This window comes from Pyxidicoccus sp. M15 (assembly GCF_056858435.1).
Genome location: NZ_CM166495.1, coordinates 5,465,313 through 5,485,357 on the forward strand (window position 1 = coordinate 5,465,313; position 20,045 = coordinate 5,485,357).

Genomic DNA, 20,045 nt, shown 5'->3' on the forward strand with positions numbered 1-20,045 from the left:
CAGGGACTCCTGGTTCGGGTGTGCGACTACCGATGGGCCAGGTCAGTTGCCATTGACCCACCCGAGGCTCCAGACGGCGAGCACTGCTCGCCGCCTGTGCATCCCTCCATGACGCGCGTTCTGTCCCAGGCAGTCCCAGTTCATGGACCGGTAGACTGCGCCGCGACATGTGGTCTTCACCGTCCCCCATGGCCCTCGCTCCCGCCACCGGCTCCCTCCTGGAGCGCCGTGCCTGGCTTTGGGTCCCGGTGGCCTGCCTGGGGGTGGCGCTCGCGGCCCTGGTGCCCATCCTTGGCCTGGACGGCTGGCCGTACAACCACGAGGGCTTCTCTGTCTTCGAGCGCGCGGAGGCGTTCCGCCGCGCGCACGCGGCCGGGGACTTCTTCCCGCTGTGGACGCCCTTCTGTCACAACGGCCACGGCTCGCCCTGGCCCTTCTTCTACCACCGGCTCTTCACCACGCTCTCCGGAGGGCTCGCCTGGGTGCTGGGCTCCGCGTACCGGGGCGTGCAGCTCGCGCTGGTGCTCGTCCTCTACACGGGGGCCCTGGGGATGGCCGCCGTCGCCCGGAGGCTCGGCGCTTCACCCCGCCTCCAGGTGCTCGCGGCCTTCCTGCTCTGCTTCTCCTCCTACGCCTACCTGGACTGGGTGGTGCGCGGTGCCGCGGCCGAGCTCGCGGCGATGATGCTCTACCCCTGGCTGTTGTGGGCGTGCCTGCGCCTGCGCGACGAGGGCCGGGGCGGCTGGTGCGTGGGGCTCGTCCTCGCGTCCCTCTTCTACGCGCACATGGTGATGTTCCTGTATGCGTTCTTCACGCTGGCCGTGGCCCTGGGCTTCATGCTCTCCCGGTGGGGCTGGCGCTCCACGCTCGTCGCGACGGGCCAGGCGGCGCTGGTGGTGCTCGTGCTGTGCGCCCCCTACGCGATGCTGCTGGTGCGGCTGGAGAAGGACTTCAACCCGGGCGCGCTGGGCTCCTGGACGCCCGACCGCGAGTACGTGTCGCTGGCGCGGTACTTCTGGGACCGGAAGTTCCACTGGGGAAAGCAGTGGGAGGGAATCACGCCGGAGCTTGGCCGCGGCTTGAGCATCGGTCTGCTCGTGCTGGGCGGTGTGCGGCTCGCCTCTCGCGGGGGAGCCCCGAGCCGTAGTCCCGCGTGGGCCTTCCTCCTGGCCAGCACCGCCATCTACGCGGTGCTGCAGCTTCCCATCTCGGCGCCGTTCTACCGCGCGGTGCCATTCGCCAGCCTGCTCCAGTTCCCCTGGCGGCTGGTGGCCTTCCTCACGCCGCTCCTCGTGCTCGTGCTGTGCCTGCTGGTGGAGGACGCCGTCTGGCTTGGCGGTGGGAAACGGCGGCTCGCGCAGGCAGTGGTGGGGCTCACGCTCTTCACGGGCCTGTGGCTCGGATGGAGGGCAACGCACCCCCGCTATCCCATTGCCTCGCGGTCGGGCATCGAGAGCGAGCTCGCCGCGCTCGACCGTCCGTGGTCTGGCAACGAGTACCTTCCACGGGCCGCTGTCGAAGCGGGCGTCCCGCCACCGGCGCCGTTCCTTGCCCAGGTGGGCTGCGACAGGGTGGACGCGGAGCCGCGCGAGGCGCTGCGCTCGGCCTTCCACTTCGACCGCATCACCCTCACCGTGTCGTCACCGCGAGGGTGCGCCGTGCGCTTCAACCAGTTCCTGACGCCCTTTCTCGCCGCCGAGGCGGACACTCCCGCGCGGTTCGTCGCCACGAAAGCCGGCACGCTGGAAGTCCAGCTTCCCGCTGGCGAGCACCACGTCATCCTCCGTCGCCGGGGGCTGTTCGAGCTGCTCTCCCGGCACCTGCGGCCCGGAGCGTGAGCGGAAGCCCCAGGGCCGCCGGGGCACGGTCCGCTCAAACCAGCCACTGGAGGGGGCTCGGCGTCAGGGCGCTTCCCTCCAGTCCAGCCGGGACAGTCCGCCCTCGGTGCCGAAGTGGGCGGCCCCACCTTCCACGAGGATGGCGTAGACGCGCGGGTCCGCGAGCCGGGGAAGGGGACGCACTTCGCCACTCGCGGCGTCGTAGCGCGCGGCCCCCAGCAGCGTGCCGATGAGCGCGCCTCCCGGCACGAGCGCCGTGGCGACGATGGCGCGCGAGGGCAGCCCCGCCGCCTCACGCACCCGGGTCCACCGCGAGCCGTCGAAGTAGCTGAAGCCGTCCTGACAGGTGCCAGCGATTGCGCGCCCCTCCGCGTCGGTGGCGAGCGCTGTCACCCAGTTGTCCGTGAGGTCCCTCCCGTCGTGGAAGCGCTGCCACCGCGAGCCGTCCCAGCGCACCAGTCCCCGGTCCTCACTGGCCACCCAGAGGAAGCGGCCCGCGCCGTCCGCCACGGAGGCGTGCTCACTCCAGCCCTCGGGAAGCGGCAGTCGCTCGGCCAGGGACAGCGGCTGTCCACCCGTCGCGACGATGGATGCTCCACGTCCGTCCACCAGCGCCACGCCCCCGTCCATCCGCACGGCGGCGAGCACCGAGAGCTTGTCGAGCGCCACGGGGTTGCGCCCGCCATACGCCACCTGCGTCCACACCTTTCCGTCGTACAGGCCCAGCCCGTAGGTCGTGGCCACGTAGAGTCGCTCTCCGTCGCTGGTGACGCCGAGCACCATGTTGCTCGGGAGCGCGGGCGTGCGGAACGACTGCCAGCGGCCGTCGTCCCTCTGCCAGCACACGCCCCGGTCGAACGTCCCCACCACGAGCCGCCCCTTGTGCCGGGTGAGCGCGGTGACGTGGTTCCCGCAGAGCTGCCCCGTGGGCGTCACCCGGCGCCAGCTTCCAGCCATGCGCAGGTGCACCCCCGAATCACGAGTGCCCACCCACGTCGGGCCCTCCGGCGGGTGGCTGGACGTTGCTCTTTCCGGCAGGTGGCTCATGGACGTGGCGTTCCCGGGCAGACCCGATGGTTGCGCGAGAGCTCCTTCGGGAAGCTCCCCGCTCCAGGTCATCGCCTCTCCGCGCGAGCCGAGGAGGGTCACCTCACCCCTGGCGTTGCGCGCGTATTCCAGGGGGCCCACGGGCACGACGCTGGCGGAGGACAGCTTCCCGCCGGTGCCGATGAAGAACGCGCCCTCGCGGGTCCCCACCTTCAGTCCTCCGCGCTCCTCCGCGAGGAACCGCACGGGGCCGGGAACGGGCCACATCCGCGCCGTGCCCAGCTCCAGCACACGCCCGTCCGCCGTGCCCGCGAAGCGCGTGGACAGCGCGGTGTACGTGGAGCCCGAGGGCAGCGCTGACGCGAGCCTGCCGAGCCGCGCCTCGTATTCCCCAGTGCTCGCGCCGTCAGCGGGAGGCAGTGCATGCCACCGCACGTCCAGCACGGGCCGTACCTGGAAGCGGGCGTCGAGCGAGACCAGCCCCTCGTCCGTGGCGGCGAAGAGCCGGTCCCCGGTGCGCTCCAGCGCGCGGCAGAAGTGGCTCGGCAGGCCGTCTTCGACGGTGAGCACCCGGACGGACCTGCCGGTGGAGGAGAACAGCTCGAGCCCTCCTTCGGTGCAGGCGACGACATGACCGGCGAAGGCTTCCAGGTCATGCACCGTCTCGGTGTTGGTGACGGTGGCGGCGAGGGCCGCGGCGGTGACGACGGAGAGCGTGAGGGACATGACCTCCTCCCACTGCGAACTCCGGGCCAGCCCTCCGTGTTGCCCTCCGGCCACAGGTGCGGCCGGAGGTCAGCGGGCGGAGTGGGGGACTACCGCACCGTGGCGTGGACCCGCACCTTCTCGCGGCGCTCGAAGCGATTGCCCGCGGGGTCCCGAGCCACGAAGACCAGCTCGTACTCCCCGGGCGCGGCGTCGCACGGCACCTTCAGCTCACCGGCGAAGCGCAGGCCGTCCTTCGTCTCCAGCAGGCGCTGCTCCTCGCCGAACAGCTCGCCGTAGACGCTGACCTCCTTGGTGGTCTCCACCGCGTCCACCTCCAGCTTCAGCACGTCCCCCTGGGCCAGCTCCGCCGAGGAGAGCGTCACGTCGATGTCGTTGCCCTTCGAGTCCAGCCGGTAGCGCACCTCGCGGCGCAGCACGCGGCCATCCGGCAGCTCGGCGGCGATGACGACCTCGTAGTAGCCGTCCTTCACCGACAGCGGCACCAGGAACCGGCCCCGCCATGCTCCCGTCACCGTGTCGAAGGTGAGCGGCTTCACCAGGCCGAAGGGGAAGTACGCCGTCACCCGGCGCGCGTCGCGCGGGGCCCGCACGCTGATGATGGGGTCTCCCGGCGGAATCTCCTCGCGGCTCAGCTCCCCGAAGACTCCCGCGTAGGACATGCCCTCCGGCAGGTGCACCGGCACCAGTTCCTTCAACGACTCGCCGCCCGGCGCCGTGCGCGCCACCTGCTCCACCGCGACGAAGGACGTGTACTTGCTCATCAACCCGTATTGCAGCGCCGTGGCGGTGATGCCCTGAACGACTTCCGGCGACTCGCCGCGGTAGCCCTCGACGGTCAGCTCTTCAATCCGCTGCCGGGCCCACAGGCTCCGAAGCGCCGGGTTCTCCGGGGCGGCCTCGGGGAAGCGCACCGGCACCTCGAAGCGCCGCTCCACGCCGCGCACCTGGCCGGAGATGCGCAGCACGCCCTCGCCGGTGCCGTGGAACTTCCCCACCAGGAACAGCGGCTGGCCACTGAACAGGTCCGGCAGCACCTTCGGGTACACCTCCGCCACCGGCAGGCCGTCCAGCTCCGCGCGCAGCGAGGTGAGCACCGGGCCGCGGATGCGCGTCTCGAACTCGCGGGCCACCTCGTCCTCGGGACGCCGGAGGTTGACGAAGGTGGAGCTGCCTCGGCCCACCTCGGCCATCTTCGCAACCAGGTAGCGGTTGATGCCCTCGCCCACGCCGGCGGTGAAGATGCGCGTCTGCTCACCCAGGTGCTCCTGGAGCGTGGCGAGCACGCGGTCCTCGCCGCCGATGAGGCCGTCCGTCATGAAGAGCACCATGCGCAGCCGGGCCGGGTCATTGGCGGGGACGATGGCCTCCTGCGTGGCGGCGCGCACGTCCGTGCCGCCACCGCCCCAGAAGTTGGCGACGTAGGGCAGGGCGCGCTCGATGTTCTCCCGCGTGGCGGGCACCGCCGTCGGCGCGAACTTCTTCACCACCGTGTTGAAGTCGAGCACCTGGAACGAGTCCTCGGGGTTCAGGTGGCGGAGCACCTCGGCGGTAATGGCCTTGGACTTCTCGATGGGCAGGCCCGACTGCGAGCCCGAGGTGTCGAGGACGAAGTACAGCTCGCGCGGCACCACCTCCTTGTCGGAGGGCTGGAGCTGCGGGTTGAGCATGACCAGGAAGTAGCCGTGGTCCGCGCCCGGCTCGCGGTGCATGAGGATGGCGGGACGGATGAGCGCGTCGGCGACGGTGTACTCCAGCGTGAAGTCCTTGTTGGGGATGCGCGCGTCACGGCCGAGCTGCACGCGGGCACGGGCGCGGCCCTCGTGGGCCACCTCCACGCGGTGCGACGTGGAGCGCAGCGCCTGGATGGGCAGCCCCGCGTCGAGCCGCACATCGACCTGGATGTCATGGCCGGCGCGCAGCTCGGGCGGGAGGACGGGCGGGGAGATGCGGCTGGCGTCGGGGACGGCGGTGGTGTCCGGAGACGTGCCCTCGCCCTGGCGGAAGGCCAGGGGCTCGCCGCCCATGTAGCGGGGGCCCACCACCATGGGGAAGGTGAAGCGGTAGGTGCCGGACTCGTACGGGAGCCGGTCCACGTAGTGGATGCGGACGCGGATGCGCTCGCCGGGGAGGATGTTGGCGACGGACTGGGTGAAGACGTTGGGGCGCTCCTGGTCCAGCAGCGCCGCCGTCTTCCCCTCCGACTTCGCCTGCTCGTAGGTGGCGCGGGCCTGCTCTCGCGTCTGGATGACGCCCTTGATGATGCGCTCGCCGACGACGAGCTCCATGCCATCCACCGCCGCCTTCTCCGGCAGGGGGAAGACGTAGAGGGCCTCCAGCGGCTCGGTGTAGGGATTCTCGAAGACCTGCGTCACGGTGACGGAGGCGAGGAAGCCGCTCACCTCGGCGTCCACCTGCGTGTGCTGGAGGCTGAAGGTGCGCGGCGCGGTGTCCGGGCAGCCGGTGGCGCCCGCGTGCTGGCGCAGCCGGGCCACCAGCGTGCCCTGGGTGATGGCGCCCGGGCTGAGCGGTGAGGCCGGCGTGGGACACGGCGGTTGCTGTGCGGTGGCCGTCAGGGACAGCAGACAGACGGAGAGCGTGGCGAGGAGGACTCGCATGGAACGTGGGCCTCGGATTTCGGGGTGTGTCCGGGGGATTGCAGGCCCCGGGCCAGCGCGAAATGTGGCGAGCCACCCACGCCCGTGAGCCCGCGGCGGGTCGGGTCGATGCCATCCGTGGCCCGCGAGTGACACGGGCCCGTGGTCACCGGGCCACACCCTGCCCGGCAGTGCCCCCGCGTGCGCGTGCCGCCCCGCGGGTCGCGGCTGGATGCTGCGGGGCACACTCCGCCATTGAACGTTGGAACGGGCACCGGTACATGCTGCCGCCGCGAACCAGGGGGCAGCATGACGACCGACAGCGGCATCCAGTTCCCGTCCACTCCGGACGGACGGCGCAGCACCAGCGACACGGCGCGGGCCGTCTTCGAGGCCGCCTTCGACGCCATCGGCGCCGACGCCTCGCGGGAGCTGCGCGCGGAGAAGCGCTGGCGTGAGCGCTACCCGCACTATGTGCGCCTCCTGGTGGAGCGCTCGCTGGAGCGCCCCGAGAATGCCCTCGCCATCGCGCGCGCGGGCCTGGACGCGACGCGGCGCGCCTTCCAGTTCTGGCGCGACGGCCAGCCCCTCACCCTCGACACGGCCATGGCCTCACCCGTGGGGGAGGGCTTCCGCACCGCCACGCTCGAGGGGCGTGAGCGCTCGGCGCCCGTGACGTGGGAGGTGCCGTACCGGGGGCAGAGCCTCTCCGGCGACTCCCTCCTTCGCCAGTTGGAGCAGTGGGAGCGCGCGGGGGTCATCGAGCCCTCGCATGCCGAGGCGCTCCGGTTGGTGCAGCGCAACCCGGCGTGGCTGGACCTCTCGGACCGGACGATGGTGCTGCTCGGCGCGGCGTCGGAGGCCGGGCCCTTCCCGTGGCTCATGCGCTGGCGCGCCAACGTGGCCGCGGTGGACCTCCAGCGTCCGCGCGTGTGGCAGCGCCTCGTCGAGCTCGCGTCCACGGGGAACGGCCGGCTCCTCGCTCCAGTCCCCTCCAGCGCGCCGGCAGGGGAGGGCGCCGAGTACTTGCGCTCCCATGCGGGCGCGGACCTGCTCACCCAGTCGCCGGAAATCGTCGCCTGGCTGCGGACGCTCACCGGCGACCTGGACGTCGCCTCGCTCGCGTACCTCGACGGCGAGCGGCACGTGCGCGTGACGGTGGCGATGGATGCCATCGTCACCGCGCTCGGCGCCGCGCGGTTCGGCACGTCGCTCGCGTACATGGCGACGCCGACGGACGTGTTCGCCGTGCCCGAGGCCGTCTCCCAGTCGGTGGCCGCCCGCTATTCGCAGCGGGGCATGCTGGGGCGCACGGCCCAGGCCACCCTGCGCGGGGTGAGCCGTGGCGCGCTCTACCAGCCGAACACCGGCCGCATCATCGAGAGCAGCAACGGCCAGCGCTACGGCACGGTGGACTGCATCGTCCTCCAGCAGGGCCCCAACTACGCGCTGGCCAAGCGGCTGCAACAGTGGCGGGCCATCGTCACCCGCGCGGCGGGACAGCGCGTGTCCATCAACGTCGCGCCGTCCACGGCGACGCACTCGGTGGTGAAGAACCCGCTGCTCGCCGCCGGCTTCCGGGGCGCCCGCAGCTTCGGCGTGGAGATCTTCGAGCCCGCCACCACCAACGCGCTGATGGCGGCGCTCTGGGTGCACGACCTCCGCAACCCCGACGCGCTCTCCAACCCGAGCGTGCCGCTGCGGCACCCGCTGGAGCTCATCATGCAGGGCGCCAACCACGGTGGCATGTGGCGGCTGCCGTACCTCACGCGCTCCGTGCTGCCGCTGGCCGCGCTCGCCGGCTTCACCCGGCGCTCCATGTACTGACGGAGCGCCGGGGCCATTCACGCGGGGCTCAGGCCTCCAGGCGTGCCCCCGCGGAGCGGGCCGCGCGACGGCGCTCCCACCACGCCCACAGCCCCAGGCCCGCCAGCCACGCCCAGCTCCCGGGCCCCTGTGCCGCGCCACAGCCACAGCCCGACGCCGAGGCGGGACTCACCGTCACCTTGAAGGTGCAGAAGTTCTTGTTGCCCGCCGCGTCCGTCGCGTTGACCTCGACCCGCGTCGTGCCGTGGAAGACGCTGCCCGGCTCGTGGCTGTAGGTGAGGGCGGGGCTCGCGGTGACGGCATCGGACGTGGTGACGGAGAAGGACACGGCGGCGCCCTGTCCCTCCTCACTCTCGGAAACGCTCAGGTCCTCCGGGCATCGGAGCTGGGGCGCCGTGGTGTCTCGCACCGTGACGTTGAAGGTGCAGGCTGACAGCGGGTAGCCCGGGTCCGAGGCCTCCACGGTGATGGGCGTGGTGCCCAGGGGGAAGGTGCCCCCCGAGGCGATGCTGTACCGCACGTCCGTCCCCGCCTGGGCGTCCTCGGCCAGCAGTGCGTTCGGATAGGTCACTGCCGCCCCCGACGCACTGGAGGCCTCCGCGGTGACGAAGGGAGGGCAGGTGACTGGCGCGAGCGGCAGGTGCCACAGCTCCCGGCCATGCTCCCCATCATCCGCGGCGAACATCAGGTGGCCCCGGTAGCGCACGGCCGGGTCGATGGGGTCCGGCCACCGCAGGCCGTCACGGAGCTGGGTGACGCCCTGCACCCGTCCCATCCGGGACGTCCCGTCCAGCGTTCCATCCGTGTGCCACAGCACGTCTCCGTCCGTCCCACGGGCCACGAAATAGACTCCTCCGTCGCGCTCCGCGATGACGTGGAGGCCCGTTGGCTCCGGTGCGGAGTCCGGGAAGCGGAAGACGTTCCAGGTGCCCGCCACCGTCCCATCCGTCCTCCACAGCGAGCGAGAGCGGTCCGCCGAGAGGAACTTCACCCCTCGCGACTCGCCGAGCAGGAACTCCACGGCCACCGGGCCCCCAGCGCCCCGCACGTCCACGCGGCGCGTGCCGGCCTCCGTCCCATCCGTCTCCCAGAGCTGCGGGATGATGGGGCCGAAGAGCGAGAACCACAGCTTCCCGCCGGACGCACGCAGCTGGACGGGATAGGCGTGGTCGCCCCCGGGCACCAGGTCCGCCACCATGACGGTGCCCTCGGAGGTTCCGTCGGTCTTCCACAGCTCGTGCCCGTGGACCCCGTCGTCCGCGGAGAAGTAGAGCGCGTTCCCCACCGCGACCATCGACCCGCCATACAGGAAGGCCGTCCCGCTGCCGGGCTGGATGTCCTTCACCAGCCGCGTGCCCTCCTCGGTGCCGTCGCTGCGCCACAGCTCCCGGCCGTGCACGCCGTCGTCCGCCACGAAGTAGAGGACCTCGCCGAAGGCGGTGAGCATCGTGGGCTCGGAGGTCCCCTGGGGGTTGATGTCCTTCACCCTCCGGGTACCTCCGGGCGTGCCGTCCGTCCTCCACACCTCCTCCGCGCCGTTGCTCGTGTAGCCATTGAAGTAGAGCGCTCCTCCCATGACGGCCCAGGACGTGGCGACCCGCGAGAAGCTCGTCGGCGAGGTTTCCACCGGGCGCGTCCCCGCCTCCGTTCCGTCGGTGCGCCACAGGTGGTGTTCGCCGATGCGCGGTTCGACGGCGAAGTAGACGTGGTTGCCCAGTCGCGCGAGGTCTCGGGTCTCCCCGAGGCTCTGGTCCACGAGCTTCCTGGGAACGCTGCCCGTACCGTCATCACGCCACAACCGCCGTGGGCCGGTGGTGCCTTCGTACGCGGTGAAGAGCAGCACATCTCCCAGCACCGTGAGCCCCGCGACCTCCGAGCTGGCCGGCGTCGTGCCGACGTCCTTCAGGAGCGCGGTGCCCGCGACGGTGCCATCGCTGCGCCACAGCTCGACGCCGATGCCGGGAGACTCCTCCGCGAAGAGCAGCGGCCCGCTCGGAGTGCCCACCATGGCGGGGAAGTACCGGCCCGGAAGTGGCCCGTCCCGCACCTTGAACGTCCCCTCCGCCGTCCCGTCCGAGCGCCACAAGTCACGGGTGCCGCCTCCGTCCTCCGCCGTGAAGTAGAGCAGCCCACCGCTCATCGTGAAGCGCTGGGGCGCCGAGCCCTGGGCCCCCGCCCGCAGGTCCTTCACCAGGACCGTCCCCTCGGGCGTCCCATCCGTCTTCCACAGCTCCTCACCCGCTGCGTCGCTGGAGCCACTGAAGTAGACCCGGTCCGCCGTGGCGACCACGTTCTGGACTCCCGAAGGCCCGAGGCCATTCAGACCACCCGAGGCCAGTGACAGGGTTCCTCCGGAAGTCCCATCACTCACCCAGAGCGGGCTGGCCGGGAGGTTGAACGTGCCGATGACCAGCCTGCTACCCAGGCCATGCATCCAGACGACGGTGAGCGGCGACGGCCCCGCCTGGCCTTCCCACACCGGCTGCGTGCCCTCCGCGGTGCCGTCCGACTTCCATAGCTCGCGGCCGTGCCCCTCGCCGACGGCGACGAAGTAGAGCGTGTCGCCCACGGCGGCGAATGTCTCGGGTGACGAGTCCGTCGGGCCCGGGTAGAGGTCCTTCACCAGCCCCGTGCCGGCGGCGGTGCCATCCGTGCTCCAGAGCTCGTCCCCATGCTCCGGGGTGCGCTGACTGAAGAAGCTGCGTCCGCCCACGGCAGGGGAGATGGGCCCTATCCCGGGGCCGGTCAGCGGGGCCACCTTCCGGACCGTCGCCCCTTCCGCGCGCCACAGCTCGTGTTGCCCCGAGCGTAACGTGAAGTGGAGCAGGGCATTGCCCAGCGCGACCTCTTCGCCATTGTCGGACGTGAAGGGCTGCCCCGCCTCGTCCACCACGGGCACCGTCCCACGGGCCGTCCCGTTCGAGCGCCAGAGCGTCGCGGCGCCGCTCGTGAAGAAGTAGATGGCCTCTGCCGTCGCGGTGACGGCCCGCTCCTCGACGGTGGGCGGGGGGAGCTGCGACGTGCCGGTCGTCACCCGCACGGTGCCTGCGGCCGTGCCATCCGACTTCCACAGCTCCCGTCCGGAGCCGTTGTCCGCGGCGAAGTAGACCGTGTCGCCCACGCTCGCGAAGCTCCCGGGCGAGGAGGACCGGGTTCCTGGGGACAGGTCCACCGCCAGGGACACCCCACCGTCCGGCTGGGCCCGGGCGGACGGGACGACAGAGAGCAGCAGGAGGGCAACGAGGACTCGGCTCATGGTCACTCCGGGCAGGACTCGAAGTGAACCCTTTCACAGGCCTTCATGCCGTTCCAGACGCGCGAGTCATTTGTTGTCCCGGCGGGCCCGTGGGCGGACCTAGACGTGCGCGGGCTCGATGGGCGGGGTGGGCCTGCGTGGCCGGAGGTTGAGCCGGGCCTGCTCCAGCAGGTCCACCACGTCGTCGTCGGGCACCTGGTGGAAGTCCGCGTACCACTGGCCGATGGCGTACAGCGCCGGCGTCGGGAACACGCACACCGCGTCGTCCACCAGGGGCCGCAGCTCGGCGAGCGCCTGCGAGGCGGCGACCGGGACGGCGAGGACGATGCGACCGGGATGCCGCAGCCGGAGCGCCTGGATGGCTGCCCGGAAGGTGCCTCCCGTGGCGATTCCGTCGTCGACGAGGATGACGACCCTGCCCTCGAGCTCGGGCGCCCGCGCCCCCTGGCGGTAGCGCGCCACGCGCTCGTTCACCTCGGCGCTCTTGCGTCGGACCGTCTCCCGCACCTCCTCCTCCGTGGCGCCGACCTCTTCCATCAGCTCGCGGTTGAGGTAGGCGATGCCGCCCTCCGCCACCGCGCCCAGCCCCAGCTCCTGGAAGCCCGGTGCGCCCACCTTGCGCACCACCCAGACGTCCAGGGGAGTGCCCAGTGCGGACGCCACCTCGTAGGCCACGGGGACGCCTCCGCGAGGCAGTCCCAGGACGAGGGTGTCCTCTCCCGAGTAGCCATGCTCGAGCAGCAGCTCCGCGAGCCTCCGGCCCGCATCGACGCGGTCCTCGAAGTACATCGCTCCCCCCGACGCGGCCCGGTGGCCGGTCTTCTTCAAGCTAGGGGCGCCTCGTGCCGGTTGGCATCCGCCCGCGGTCGCCTCCACCTTGAAGGGACAGACCACCACAGGGGAGGGGGCGTGGAACCGGGGACCTGGCAGTTCGAGCCGCACACCAGTGAGGTCCGCATCCGCGTCGAGGGCACCGACCTGGCGGAGCTCTTCGAGGAGGCGGGGTATGCGCTGGCCGAGGTCATGCTCGGCGAGGCACCGCCGGAGCCACCGGCCGGCGCGGAGGAGGAGCACGTCACGCTCGACGCGGCGGACACCGAGGCCCTGCTCGTCGACTGGCTCAATGAGCTCATCTCCCGCTCGGACATGAAGAAGCGCGTCTACACGCACGTCGTGGTGGACGCGCTCGTCGAGCGGAAGCTGCACGCCCGCATCCGTGGCTTCACGCCCGAGGTCCTCAAGACGGCCGTGAAGGCCGCCACCTTCCACGGACTGGACATTCGCGAGCACGAGGACCGCTTCGTCGCCTCCATCGTGCTCGACGTCTGACCTTCCCGCGGCCCTGGCCGCAGCGAGGCGAACATGGAACCCACCGTCGAAGTCCCTCAACAGCCGGCGCCACGCCTCCGGCAGCTCGGGCCCGCGCTCTACGAGCTGGACGCGGGCTTCCGCGAGGACATGCGCGTGCCCGCCCGCATCGTCGCCGACGAGGAGCTGCTCCAGAAGATGGCGCAGGACCGGAGCATCGTGCAGCTCGTCAACGTGACGACGCTGCCGGGCATCCAGGGCTTCGCCATCGGCATGCCGGACATGCACGAGGGCTACGGCTTCCCCGTGGGCGGCGTGGCGGGCACGCTGCTGCCGGACGGCGTCATCTCCCCCGGAGGCATCGGGTTCGACATCAACTGCGGCGTGCGGCTGCTGTCCACCGGGCTCCGTCATGACGACGTGAAGGACGTCGTCCCGACCCTGGCCCATGACCTGGCGCGGAGCATCCCCACGGGCTTTGGCCGGCACGGCCGGCTGGCCTTGAATCCGGAGGAGCTGGACCGGGTCCTGACCGAGGGCGTCCCCTACGTGGTGCGAGGCCTGGGACTGGGCACCGAGGACGACCTGCCGAGCATCGAGTCGGGCGGCCACCTGCCCGCCGCGCAGGCGGACCGCGTCTCGCTCCGGGCGCGGGAGCGGGGGCACGACCAGCTCGGGACGCTCGGTGGTGGCAACCACTTCATCGAAGTGCAGCGCGTGGACCGCATCCTCGACGCCGGGGCCGCCGCGGCGTTCGGGCTGTTCGAGGGACAGCTCACGGTGCTCATCCACACCGGCTCGCGCGGGCTGGGGCACCAGGTCTGCACGGATGCGGTGCGGGAGATGGACCGGGCCCTGGCGCGAGAAGGCCTCCGGCTGGTGGACCGGCAGCTCGCGTGCGCGCCGTTCTCCTCACCCGAGGGACAGGCCTACTACGCGGCCATGTGCGCCGCGGCGAACTTCGCGTGGTCCAACCGGCAGGTGCTCACGCACCGCGTGCGCGAGGTGTTCGGCCGGAGGCTCGGCGCGGACGTGTGGCCGCGCATCGTCTACGACGTGGCCCACAACATCGCCAAGGTGGAGGAGTACGGCGGCCAGCGCCTGTGCATCCACCGCAAGGGCGCGACGCGGGCCTTCGGGCCGGGCAACCCGGAGCTGCCCGAGCCGTTGCGCCGGGTGGGCCAGCCGGTGTTCATCCCCGGCAGCATGGGCACGTCCTCCTTCGTCATGGCGGGACGGAGCAAGTCGCGGTCCGTGTCGTTCAGCAGCGCGTGTCATGGCGCGGGCCGGCAGATGAGCCGCGCCGCCGCGAAGCGGGAGGTGGTGGGCGCGGAGCTGCGCAAGGCGCTGAACGCGCGGGGCATCATCGTGGAGTGCCCCTCCAATGCGGAGCTCGCGGAGGAGGCCCCCACGGCCTACAAGGACGTGGAGCGCGTGGTGGACGCGGTGGAGGCCGCGGGCATCGCCCTGAAGGTGGCGCGGCTGGTGCCGCTCGCGGTGCTCAAGGGCTGAGCAAGGACTTGTAAGACTGATGAGTGCCGGCCCCGTACGGTGCGCCCGTCTCAATCACGGGAGCAGTCATGTACGACCACGTTGGTTTGAAGGTGAAGAACGTCCCGGCGAGCGTCCGGTTCTACGAGGCCGCGCTCGCGCCGCTCGGGCTCGTCGTGAGCGGTCAGAATGCGGAAGGCGCGGGCTTCGGTCCTCCGGGCGCACCCGCGCTCTGGCTCAACAAGTCCGACGCCGCGGGCCCCGGCGCGCACCTCGCCTTTCGCGCGGCCACGCAAGAGGCGGTGCGTTCCTTCCACGCCGCGGGACTGAAGGCGGGCGGGAAGGACAACGGTGCCGCCGGGCCGCGCCCGGACTACGGCCCGGACTACTACGCGGCGTTCCTCATCGACCCGGATGGGAACAACGTGGAAGCCGTCTGCATGAAGGCGGGCGGGTGATGACGCCGAGGGGTGACGTCGTCCGCGTCACCCCCTGCCGTGGGATGGAGCGCGCCTCACCGAGGTAGGAGCCGATGCGCGTTCTGTTCCCCTGTCTGCCCTGGCGCTGTGTGGGCTGCTCTCGGGCAGAGGTGGGGCGGATGGTGCTTACCGGCGTGGGCTCGACGGGGGCCCAGGCGTCCGGCGGCGCCAGACGAGCACGGTGGTGAGCAGGCAGAGGAGCGCCGCTCCCGCGATGAGGAGCCTCGTGCCGCGGGCTCCTTCCGGCTCGCGCGGCTCCACCGCCACCAGCGACGCATCCCCCAGCACGACGAGTCCCGCCCACGCCGACGTGGGCTGCCCCTCCTCGAGGGCCTCGAGCTGGGCGGCCCTCAGCGCGGCGGACGCGCTCCGTCCGCGCGCGAGGTGCTGGTAGAAGCGGGCCACGAGCCCGGCCGCCTCGTCGTCCCGCAACGGCCACAGGCTGGCCACCACCGCGCGCGAGCCCGCTTCGAAGAAGGCCCGCGCCAGGCTCAGCACGCCTTCGCCGGGCAGCACCGCTCCGGAGGCGCTGCGACAGCTCGACAACACGACGAGCGCTCCACCCAGCCGCAGCTCCGCGATTTCTCGCGGCTGCAGGATGCCGTCCTCCTCCTCCGCGCCCGGGGCGAGGACGAGCGCCGAGCGCTCCGGCGCCTCCGCGTCGACGACGGCATGCGCCGCCACGTGCAGCACGCGCACCGAGTCGAGGTTGGCGCTCTTGAGTGCCCGCTCGGACGCTCCCGCGCCGACGAGCAGCCGCGGGGCCACCGTCGTCTCCTGCAGGGCCTGCTCCACCGCGTGCCCTTCCCGCCGTGCCTCCGGCAGCGCGCCGAGCTGGGCCGCTTCCGCGAAGACTCCGGTGCGCTCGCTCGCCATGGCCCGCGCCAGCCGCGTGCCTTCCCGCCGGTCCGGATCTGCCAGCACCAGGGCCTCGCCTCCCGGCGGGAGTGGCGGCTTCTCGCGCCAGTAGCGCCAGAGGCTGGCGGACGGCACCAGCGCCAGCTCGTAGCGGCCCACCAGCGGCGGTCCGTCCGCACGCTCGCGGAGCGCGGCGAAGGGCAGGTCATGCAGCGGCCCGTCCGGCACCAGCAGCAGCCGGTGCACGCCCGGGGGAAGCCCGGCCAGCGCCGGCGCGAGGAGCTGCGCGTGGAGCGCCGCGGCGGCGCCCGCCTCGGAGCCGTCACGGCGCTCGAGGAGGCCGGTGAAGAGGGCCACGGCCGGTGCCAGCCGCGCGCGCTCGGGAAGGCGGTGGACGCGCGTCCCCTCGCGCGTCACCGCGAGCAGCCACGCGCCTCCCGCGGGCCCGCCGTACAGGTCCAGGTCATTTCCCACGAGGAAGGCGAGCAGCGCCTCGTCCGGTGCCAGTCCCCGCTCGACGGCTTCGAGGGACGCGAACCCGGCGGCGCCATGGCGCGGGGCAGGGCGCAGGTCGCGCTCGCTGCGCTCCAGCTCCTGCAGCTCGTCCAGGGCCGCTGCCCGCGCGTCGTCCGTGAGGCCCGGCTCGAGCAGGTGCCGCTGCACGGCCGTCAGTCGCCGCTGGACCACCGCGCGCGCCGCACGCCGGGCCGGCTCGTCAGTGGAGGCGGACAGCGCGCGGGAGGCCACCAGCGCGTCGAGCAGCGTGCGCGCCCGCAGCCGCTCGCTCACCCGGAACGCACGCTCCAGCGCCTCGCGGGGCGCCACCTGGGGCGTCCTGCCCTCCGCGCCGCCAGCCTCCAGCGTCCAGCCCGCGAGCCGGTGGTAGTCGCTGGCCCAGCTGGCGAATACCTCGGCCTGGCTGGACGCATCCCGTTGCAGCTCCCTCAGTGCCTCCACCGCGTCGAGCGCGCGCTCGGCATGGCGGAGCGCCTCGGGCAGGGGCCTGGTGCGCAAGGCCACCGTCGCGCGCCCCCGCAGGGCCAGGGCGAGGGTGTGCGGGTTGCCGTGCTCGAAGGCCAGACGCAGCGCCTCGGCCGAGTCCTGGTCCGCCGCCGCCGGGTCCAGCGGGAACAGCCGCTCCGCGCGAGTCCACAGGCACGCGATGCGCCGCTCGGGCATGGCCAGCTCGTCCGCCAGGGCCAGACAGCGCCGCAGGTGCTGCTCGGCCTCGCGGCGCTCCTGGGCGGAGTCTCCCAGCATGTCGGCCACCAGCCGCAGCGCCATCACCTCCAGCGTCTTGCTGCCGGTCTGCTCGGCCGCGGCCAGGGCCTCGCGGGCCAGGACCAGGATGCGGGCGCGGCCGCCGGGCTCGGGCTGGCGCTCGTGGCGCAGCAGCGCCAGGTTGGCCAGCGCGAGGCGCACACGCGCTTCCTGCGGGCCCTCGTGGGTGCTCCGGGCCAGCTCCGCCAGCCGGTGGTAGAACTCGACGGCCTCATCCAGCCGCCCGAGGTGCGAGCTGACCGTGGCCAGTGACGTCAGACACTGCTTCTTCAAGCCCGCGCTGCCGTCCGGGAAGGCGAGCGCCTCCGCGCGCTTGAGCAGACGGAACGCGCCTCCCAGGTCGTGCTCCACGTCGAAGCGCTCGTTGGCCTCGACGATGAGGGCGCGTGCGTTCAGCTCCGCGTTTCGAGAAGCGCGGGCGACCTCGCCGATGCGCTGCGTCCACTCCCGGGCCTCGTCCGTCCGCCCCTGCGTCACCAGCGTGTTGCGCAGGTTGATGGCCGCGAGCACCTCGCCCTCCGCGTCCTGGAGGCGGCGGAAGCCCTGGACCGCGCGCCGGTACGCGTCCTCGGCGGGGCGCGGTCCGGAGAGCAGCTCCACGTGTCCCAGCACCAGGGGCAGCCAGGGCTGCTCGGGGTAGCGCGCCTCGAGCGCCTTCAGCTCCTGCCGGGCCGCGTCGCGCCCCTCCGCGCCCTGGGCCCGCTGGTAGAAGCACAGCGCGGACTCCCGCTCCCCGGGCTTCGCGTCGAAGCGCGCCACGCACTCCGCCACCCCCGCGGGCACCGCCACGCCCGCGTCCCGCGCGGACAGGGCAGGGCGCGCCACGCCCAGCCCCGCCAGCAAAGCGAGGATGAGCAGGAAGTCGGCGGGGCGTCGCGGCGGTGGGGGCACGTCAGCGGGCGCGGAGGACGATGGAATCCTCCTGGCAGTCCGTCACCGGCCCGGGCGGCGGATCATACTCGCCCATGGGAGGGGGATGGCAGACGACCGGAGGCTTTGCCGCCATCGGGAGCTGGGGATTCCAGCGCTCCAGCGCCAGCACCGGGACGGCGAGCTTGTCCGGTCCCACCGGGAGGAGTACCTGCGCGGAAACACCCCCGGTCGACACGGCCCGGTAGCTCAGGCGCAGCGGCGCGCTCTCGCTGACGAGCCCCGTGGTCTGCGCCACGATGGCGCCACTCGCGTCGACCACTCGCAGCGTCACGAGGACGCTCGCTCCGGTCCGCGACCCCGCGTCCACCAACGAGGCCACCACCATGTCGCCCGCCGCGCCGTCAATGGGCCACGTCGTCGCCTGGAGGATGGTCTGGGCCTGTGCCCGGGCCTGCGTCGACAGCCCACACAACACCAGGCCCAGCACCAGTCCCCATGCACTCCTGCGCAGTCCCTTCATCGCACCCTCGGTCCTCATGGAATCCTCTCTAGAATGGACGTGACAGCTTCACTCGATTCGATTCACGAACGTGGCGCTGCGCCGCACGGTTCCGTCCGGCAGGCGCGCCTCGACCTGCCACAGCACCTTCGTCCCCGGCGGGAGCGCCGAGAGCACGTCGGCGGGCACCGGGTACTCGCCGCGCGTCAGTGAGTCCACGCGATGGACCACGCGCAGGTCCTCCGAGGAGAGCTGAAGCGACCACCGGGTCCCCTCGGGGGCTCCGCTCCAGCGCAGGACGCAGCGCTCGCGCGGCAGGGGCGCGTCCTCGGGCACCTGGGAGGTGATGGCCACGGAGTCACCGCCCCGCATGCGCGGCGGGTTGTCGGTTCCCTGCCGCAGGAAGACGCCCGCCACCACGAGCACCAGCGCCGCCGTTGCCAGCGCGCCCCAGACGGGACGGCTCCAGGCGCGGTGGAGGCGGTGTCCTTCCCGGGGCCGCGGGCGCTCCGTGTCGCGCCGGGCTCGCGAGTCCCGCGCGGGCTCCCGCTCCGCCCGAGCCGTCGCGTCGGCAGCGGACCGGGTCAGCTCATGCGCCAGCCGCCAGGCGGCGGCCCAGGCCGGGTCCGCGGCCACACGCGCGACGACCTCGCGACGCTCCTCGGGGGTCGACTCGCCGCTCACCGCGCGCCAGACGCGGTCCGCGTCGACGGGCTCGCCGGCCTCCTGCACGGCGTCCCCGGCGCGGAAGGCCGCGCGCAGGCGCTCGACGGTGGCGTCATCGGGCTTCTCGTCCGGCGTGCGCTCGCTCACGGCTCGATTCCCTTCGTCGCGAGGCAGGCGCGCAGCGCGCTCAGCCCCCGGTAGACAAGATTCTCGGTGCGCTTGCCATCCCAGGCGAGCAGCTCCGCGGCTTCTGGAATGGTGTGCCCTTGCAGGTACAGCGTCACCGCGAGCCTCCGGTCCTGCACGAGCCGCTGGAGGCAGTCGCGCACCGCCCGGCCAATCTGCGCGGCCCCCGCGGAGCGCTCCGGGTCTCCCGGCGCCGTGGGCTGACGCGGCAGGGATTCCACCTCCTCCAGGGCCACCTCGCGGCGCCGGTCCAGGATGCGCATCTCGTCGATGAGCGCCGTGTAGGCGACCCGGTACAGGTAGGCGGGGGAGAGCCGGGCCCGGTCCGGGTCCCTGCGCTGGAGCTCCACGACGCGAATCATGGCGGTCTGCACCAGGTCATCGCGGCGGTCCGCCAGGGCCGGCGGGCACACCCGGGACACGGCCCGCTCCAGGTCCCGCCGGAGCTGCGCGAGTCCCTCGTCCGGGAGGGCCTTCACGACCGGCTCCGGTCTCTGTTGCAGCTCCACGTGGAAGATCCTCCAGGAAGCGCCCATGGTGTTCGAAACCTCTCTGCTAGAGCAAGGCAGTGGCGCCGGGGACCAGGGCCCCCCGCAGCACTCGCGCCTGTCCCTCCTCAACGGCGGCCGCCCTTTTTTCCCCTCACCCCTATTTCCCGGGGGATTTTCCGGCCCCGGCGGCGGGCCCTCCCTGGAACCCCGGACCGTGAGACATCGGATGATTCCCGTAAGGGGTTTCCGCATGTTTCATGTGACATTTGGGGTTACATTGATTCGTCTGAAACGCGTGCCTATCCTCTGTCGCGTGTCGGAGGTCTGAACCGTGCGAGTGGCGTAGGCCAGAAGTCGCTCAGGTTGGTCTGCGACGGCCCGTTTCGTTCATCCCTGCGGCACGTTCGTCAACTGAAGCCAGAGGAGAGCGTTATGGACAATGCTGCTCAGGGAAGCGATCTCGTGGAACAGTGGCGCAACGACGCCGACATGGACAACCCGGCGGGTCCGTTGTTCATCGGTGGCGAGTTCACGGAGGCGGACATCATCTGTGAAACGGGGACCATCAGCGGCCGGTGTGGCACGGCCTGTACCGGCTCCCTGACGTTCCAGTGCTGCTGAG

The 20,045-nt window shown here is 72.2% G+C and carries 14 protein-coding genes; 6 read left to right on the forward strand and 8 right to left on the reverse strand.

Annotation, left to right across the window (positions count from 1 at the left end; all coding sequences use genetic code 11):
• Window positions 1-188 precede the first annotated feature (188 nt).
• Window positions 189-1,838: a hypothetical protein gene (locus ACX9TP_RS20720; protein ID WP_482981448.1), complete on the forward strand. Its 1,650-nt coding sequence runs from the start codon at window positions 189-191 to the stop codon at window positions 1,836-1,838.
• Window positions 1,839-1,901: 63 nt separating this feature from the next.
• Here the strand turns inward: ACX9TP_RS20720 and ACX9TP_RS20725 are convergent, their stop codons facing one another.
• Both ACX9TP_RS20725 and ACX9TP_RS20730 read right to left on the reverse strand, forming a co-directional pair.
• A complete protein-coding gene (locus ACX9TP_RS20725; protein WP_482981449.1) occupies window positions 1,902-3,611 on the reverse strand; it encodes a ligand-binding sensor domain-containing protein in 1,710 nt (569 codons plus the stop codon).
• Between the two features lie 89 nt (window positions 3,612-3,700).
• The gene (locus ACX9TP_RS20730) at window positions 3,701-6,229 is read right to left on the reverse strand and encodes a VIT domain-containing protein (protein ID WP_482981450.1); all 2,529 of its coding nucleotides are present in this window, start codon (window positions 6,227-6,229) and stop codon (window positions 3,701-3,703) included.
• A gap of 288 nt (window positions 6,230-6,517) precedes the next feature.
• Here ACX9TP_RS20730 and ACX9TP_RS20735 point away from each other — a divergent pair, with 288 nt between their 5' ends.
• Complete coding sequence (locus ACX9TP_RS20735; RefSeq protein ID WP_482981451.1) at window positions 6,518-8,035, forward strand: hypothetical protein; 1,518 nt, start codon at window positions 6,518-6,520, stop codon at window positions 8,033-8,035.
• A 28-nt stretch (window positions 8,036-8,063) separates the two neighbouring features.
• Here ACX9TP_RS20735 and ACX9TP_RS20740 read toward each other — a convergent pair whose 3' ends face one another.
• Both ACX9TP_RS20740 and ACX9TP_RS20745 read right to left on the reverse strand, forming a co-directional pair.
• Window positions 8,064-11,291, reverse strand: coding sequence for an ELWxxDGT repeat protein (locus ACX9TP_RS20740; RefSeq protein WP_482981452.1), 3,228 nt, complete (start codon window positions 11,289-11,291; stop codon window positions 8,064-8,066).
• Between the two features lie 99 nt (window positions 11,292-11,390).
• Window positions 11,391-12,119 carry a phosphoribosyltransferase gene (locus ACX9TP_RS20745; RefSeq protein WP_482981453.1) on the reverse strand — a complete coding sequence of 243 codons (729 nt, stop codon included), beginning with the start codon at window positions 12,117-12,119 and terminating at the stop codon, window positions 11,391-11,393.
• An 81-nt stretch (window positions 12,120-12,200) separates the two neighbouring features.
• Between ACX9TP_RS20745 and ACX9TP_RS20750 the strand changes: the two genes are divergently transcribed.
• The 3 genes from ACX9TP_RS20750 (at window position 12,201) to ACX9TP_RS20760 (ending at window position 14,548) form a co-directional block, all read left to right on the forward strand.
• Complete coding sequence (locus ACX9TP_RS20750) at window positions 12,201-12,620, forward strand: archease (protein ID WP_482981454.1); 420 nt, start codon at window positions 12,201-12,203, stop codon at window positions 12,618-12,620.
• A gap of 33 nt (window positions 12,621-12,653) precedes the next feature.
• Entirely contained in the window at window positions 12,654-14,111 is a 1,458-nt protein-coding gene (locus ACX9TP_RS20755) for an RtcB family protein (protein ID WP_482981455.1), read from the forward strand.
• Between the two features lie 68 nt (window positions 14,112-14,179).
• Window positions 14,180-14,548 carry a VOC family protein gene (locus ACX9TP_RS20760; protein ID WP_482981456.1) on the forward strand — a complete coding sequence of 123 codons (369 nt, stop codon included), beginning with the start codon at window positions 14,180-14,182 and terminating at the stop codon, window positions 14,546-14,548.
• 147 nt (window positions 14,549-14,695) lie between these two features.
• On the opposite strand, the gene ACX9TP_RS20765 is transcribed toward ACX9TP_RS20760, so the two are convergent.
• The 4 genes from ACX9TP_RS20765 to ACX9TP_RS20780 are packed head-to-tail and all read right to left on the reverse strand — an operon-like array spanning window position 14,696 to window position 19,411.
• Window positions 14,696-17,599 carry a CHAT domain-containing protein gene (locus tag ACX9TP_RS20765; RefSeq protein ID WP_482981457.1) on the reverse strand — a complete coding sequence of 968 codons (2,904 nt, stop codon included), beginning with the start codon at window positions 17,597-17,599 and terminating at the stop codon, window positions 14,696-14,698.
• A 1-nt stretch (window position 17,600) separates the two neighbouring features.
• Window positions 17,601-18,119: a hypothetical protein gene (locus tag ACX9TP_RS20770; RefSeq protein WP_482981458.1), complete on the reverse strand. Its 519-nt coding sequence runs from the start codon at window positions 18,117-18,119 to the stop codon at window positions 17,601-17,603.
• Window positions 18,120-18,149: 30 nt separating this feature from the next.
• Window positions 18,150-18,893 carry a hypothetical protein gene (locus ACX9TP_RS20775; RefSeq protein ID WP_482981459.1) on the reverse strand — a complete coding sequence of 248 codons (744 nt, stop codon included), beginning with the start codon at window positions 18,891-18,893 and terminating at the stop codon, window positions 18,150-18,152.
• On the reverse strand, window positions 18,890-19,411 hold the full coding sequence (locus tag ACX9TP_RS20780; protein ID WP_482981460.1) for an RNA polymerase sigma factor: 522 nt from the start codon (window positions 19,409-19,411) through the stop codon (window positions 18,890-18,892). The genes ACX9TP_RS20775 and ACX9TP_RS20780 overlap by 4 nt, the downstream gene beginning before the upstream one ends.
• A gap of 474 nt (window positions 19,412-19,885) precedes the next feature.
• Between ACX9TP_RS20780 and ACX9TP_RS20785 the strand changes: the two genes are divergently transcribed.
• On the forward strand, window positions 19,886-20,044 hold the full coding sequence (locus ACX9TP_RS20785) for a DUF6229 family protein (protein ID WP_482981461.1): 159 nt from the start codon (window positions 19,886-19,888) through the stop codon (window positions 20,042-20,044).
• Window position 20,045: the final 1 nt, after the last annotated feature.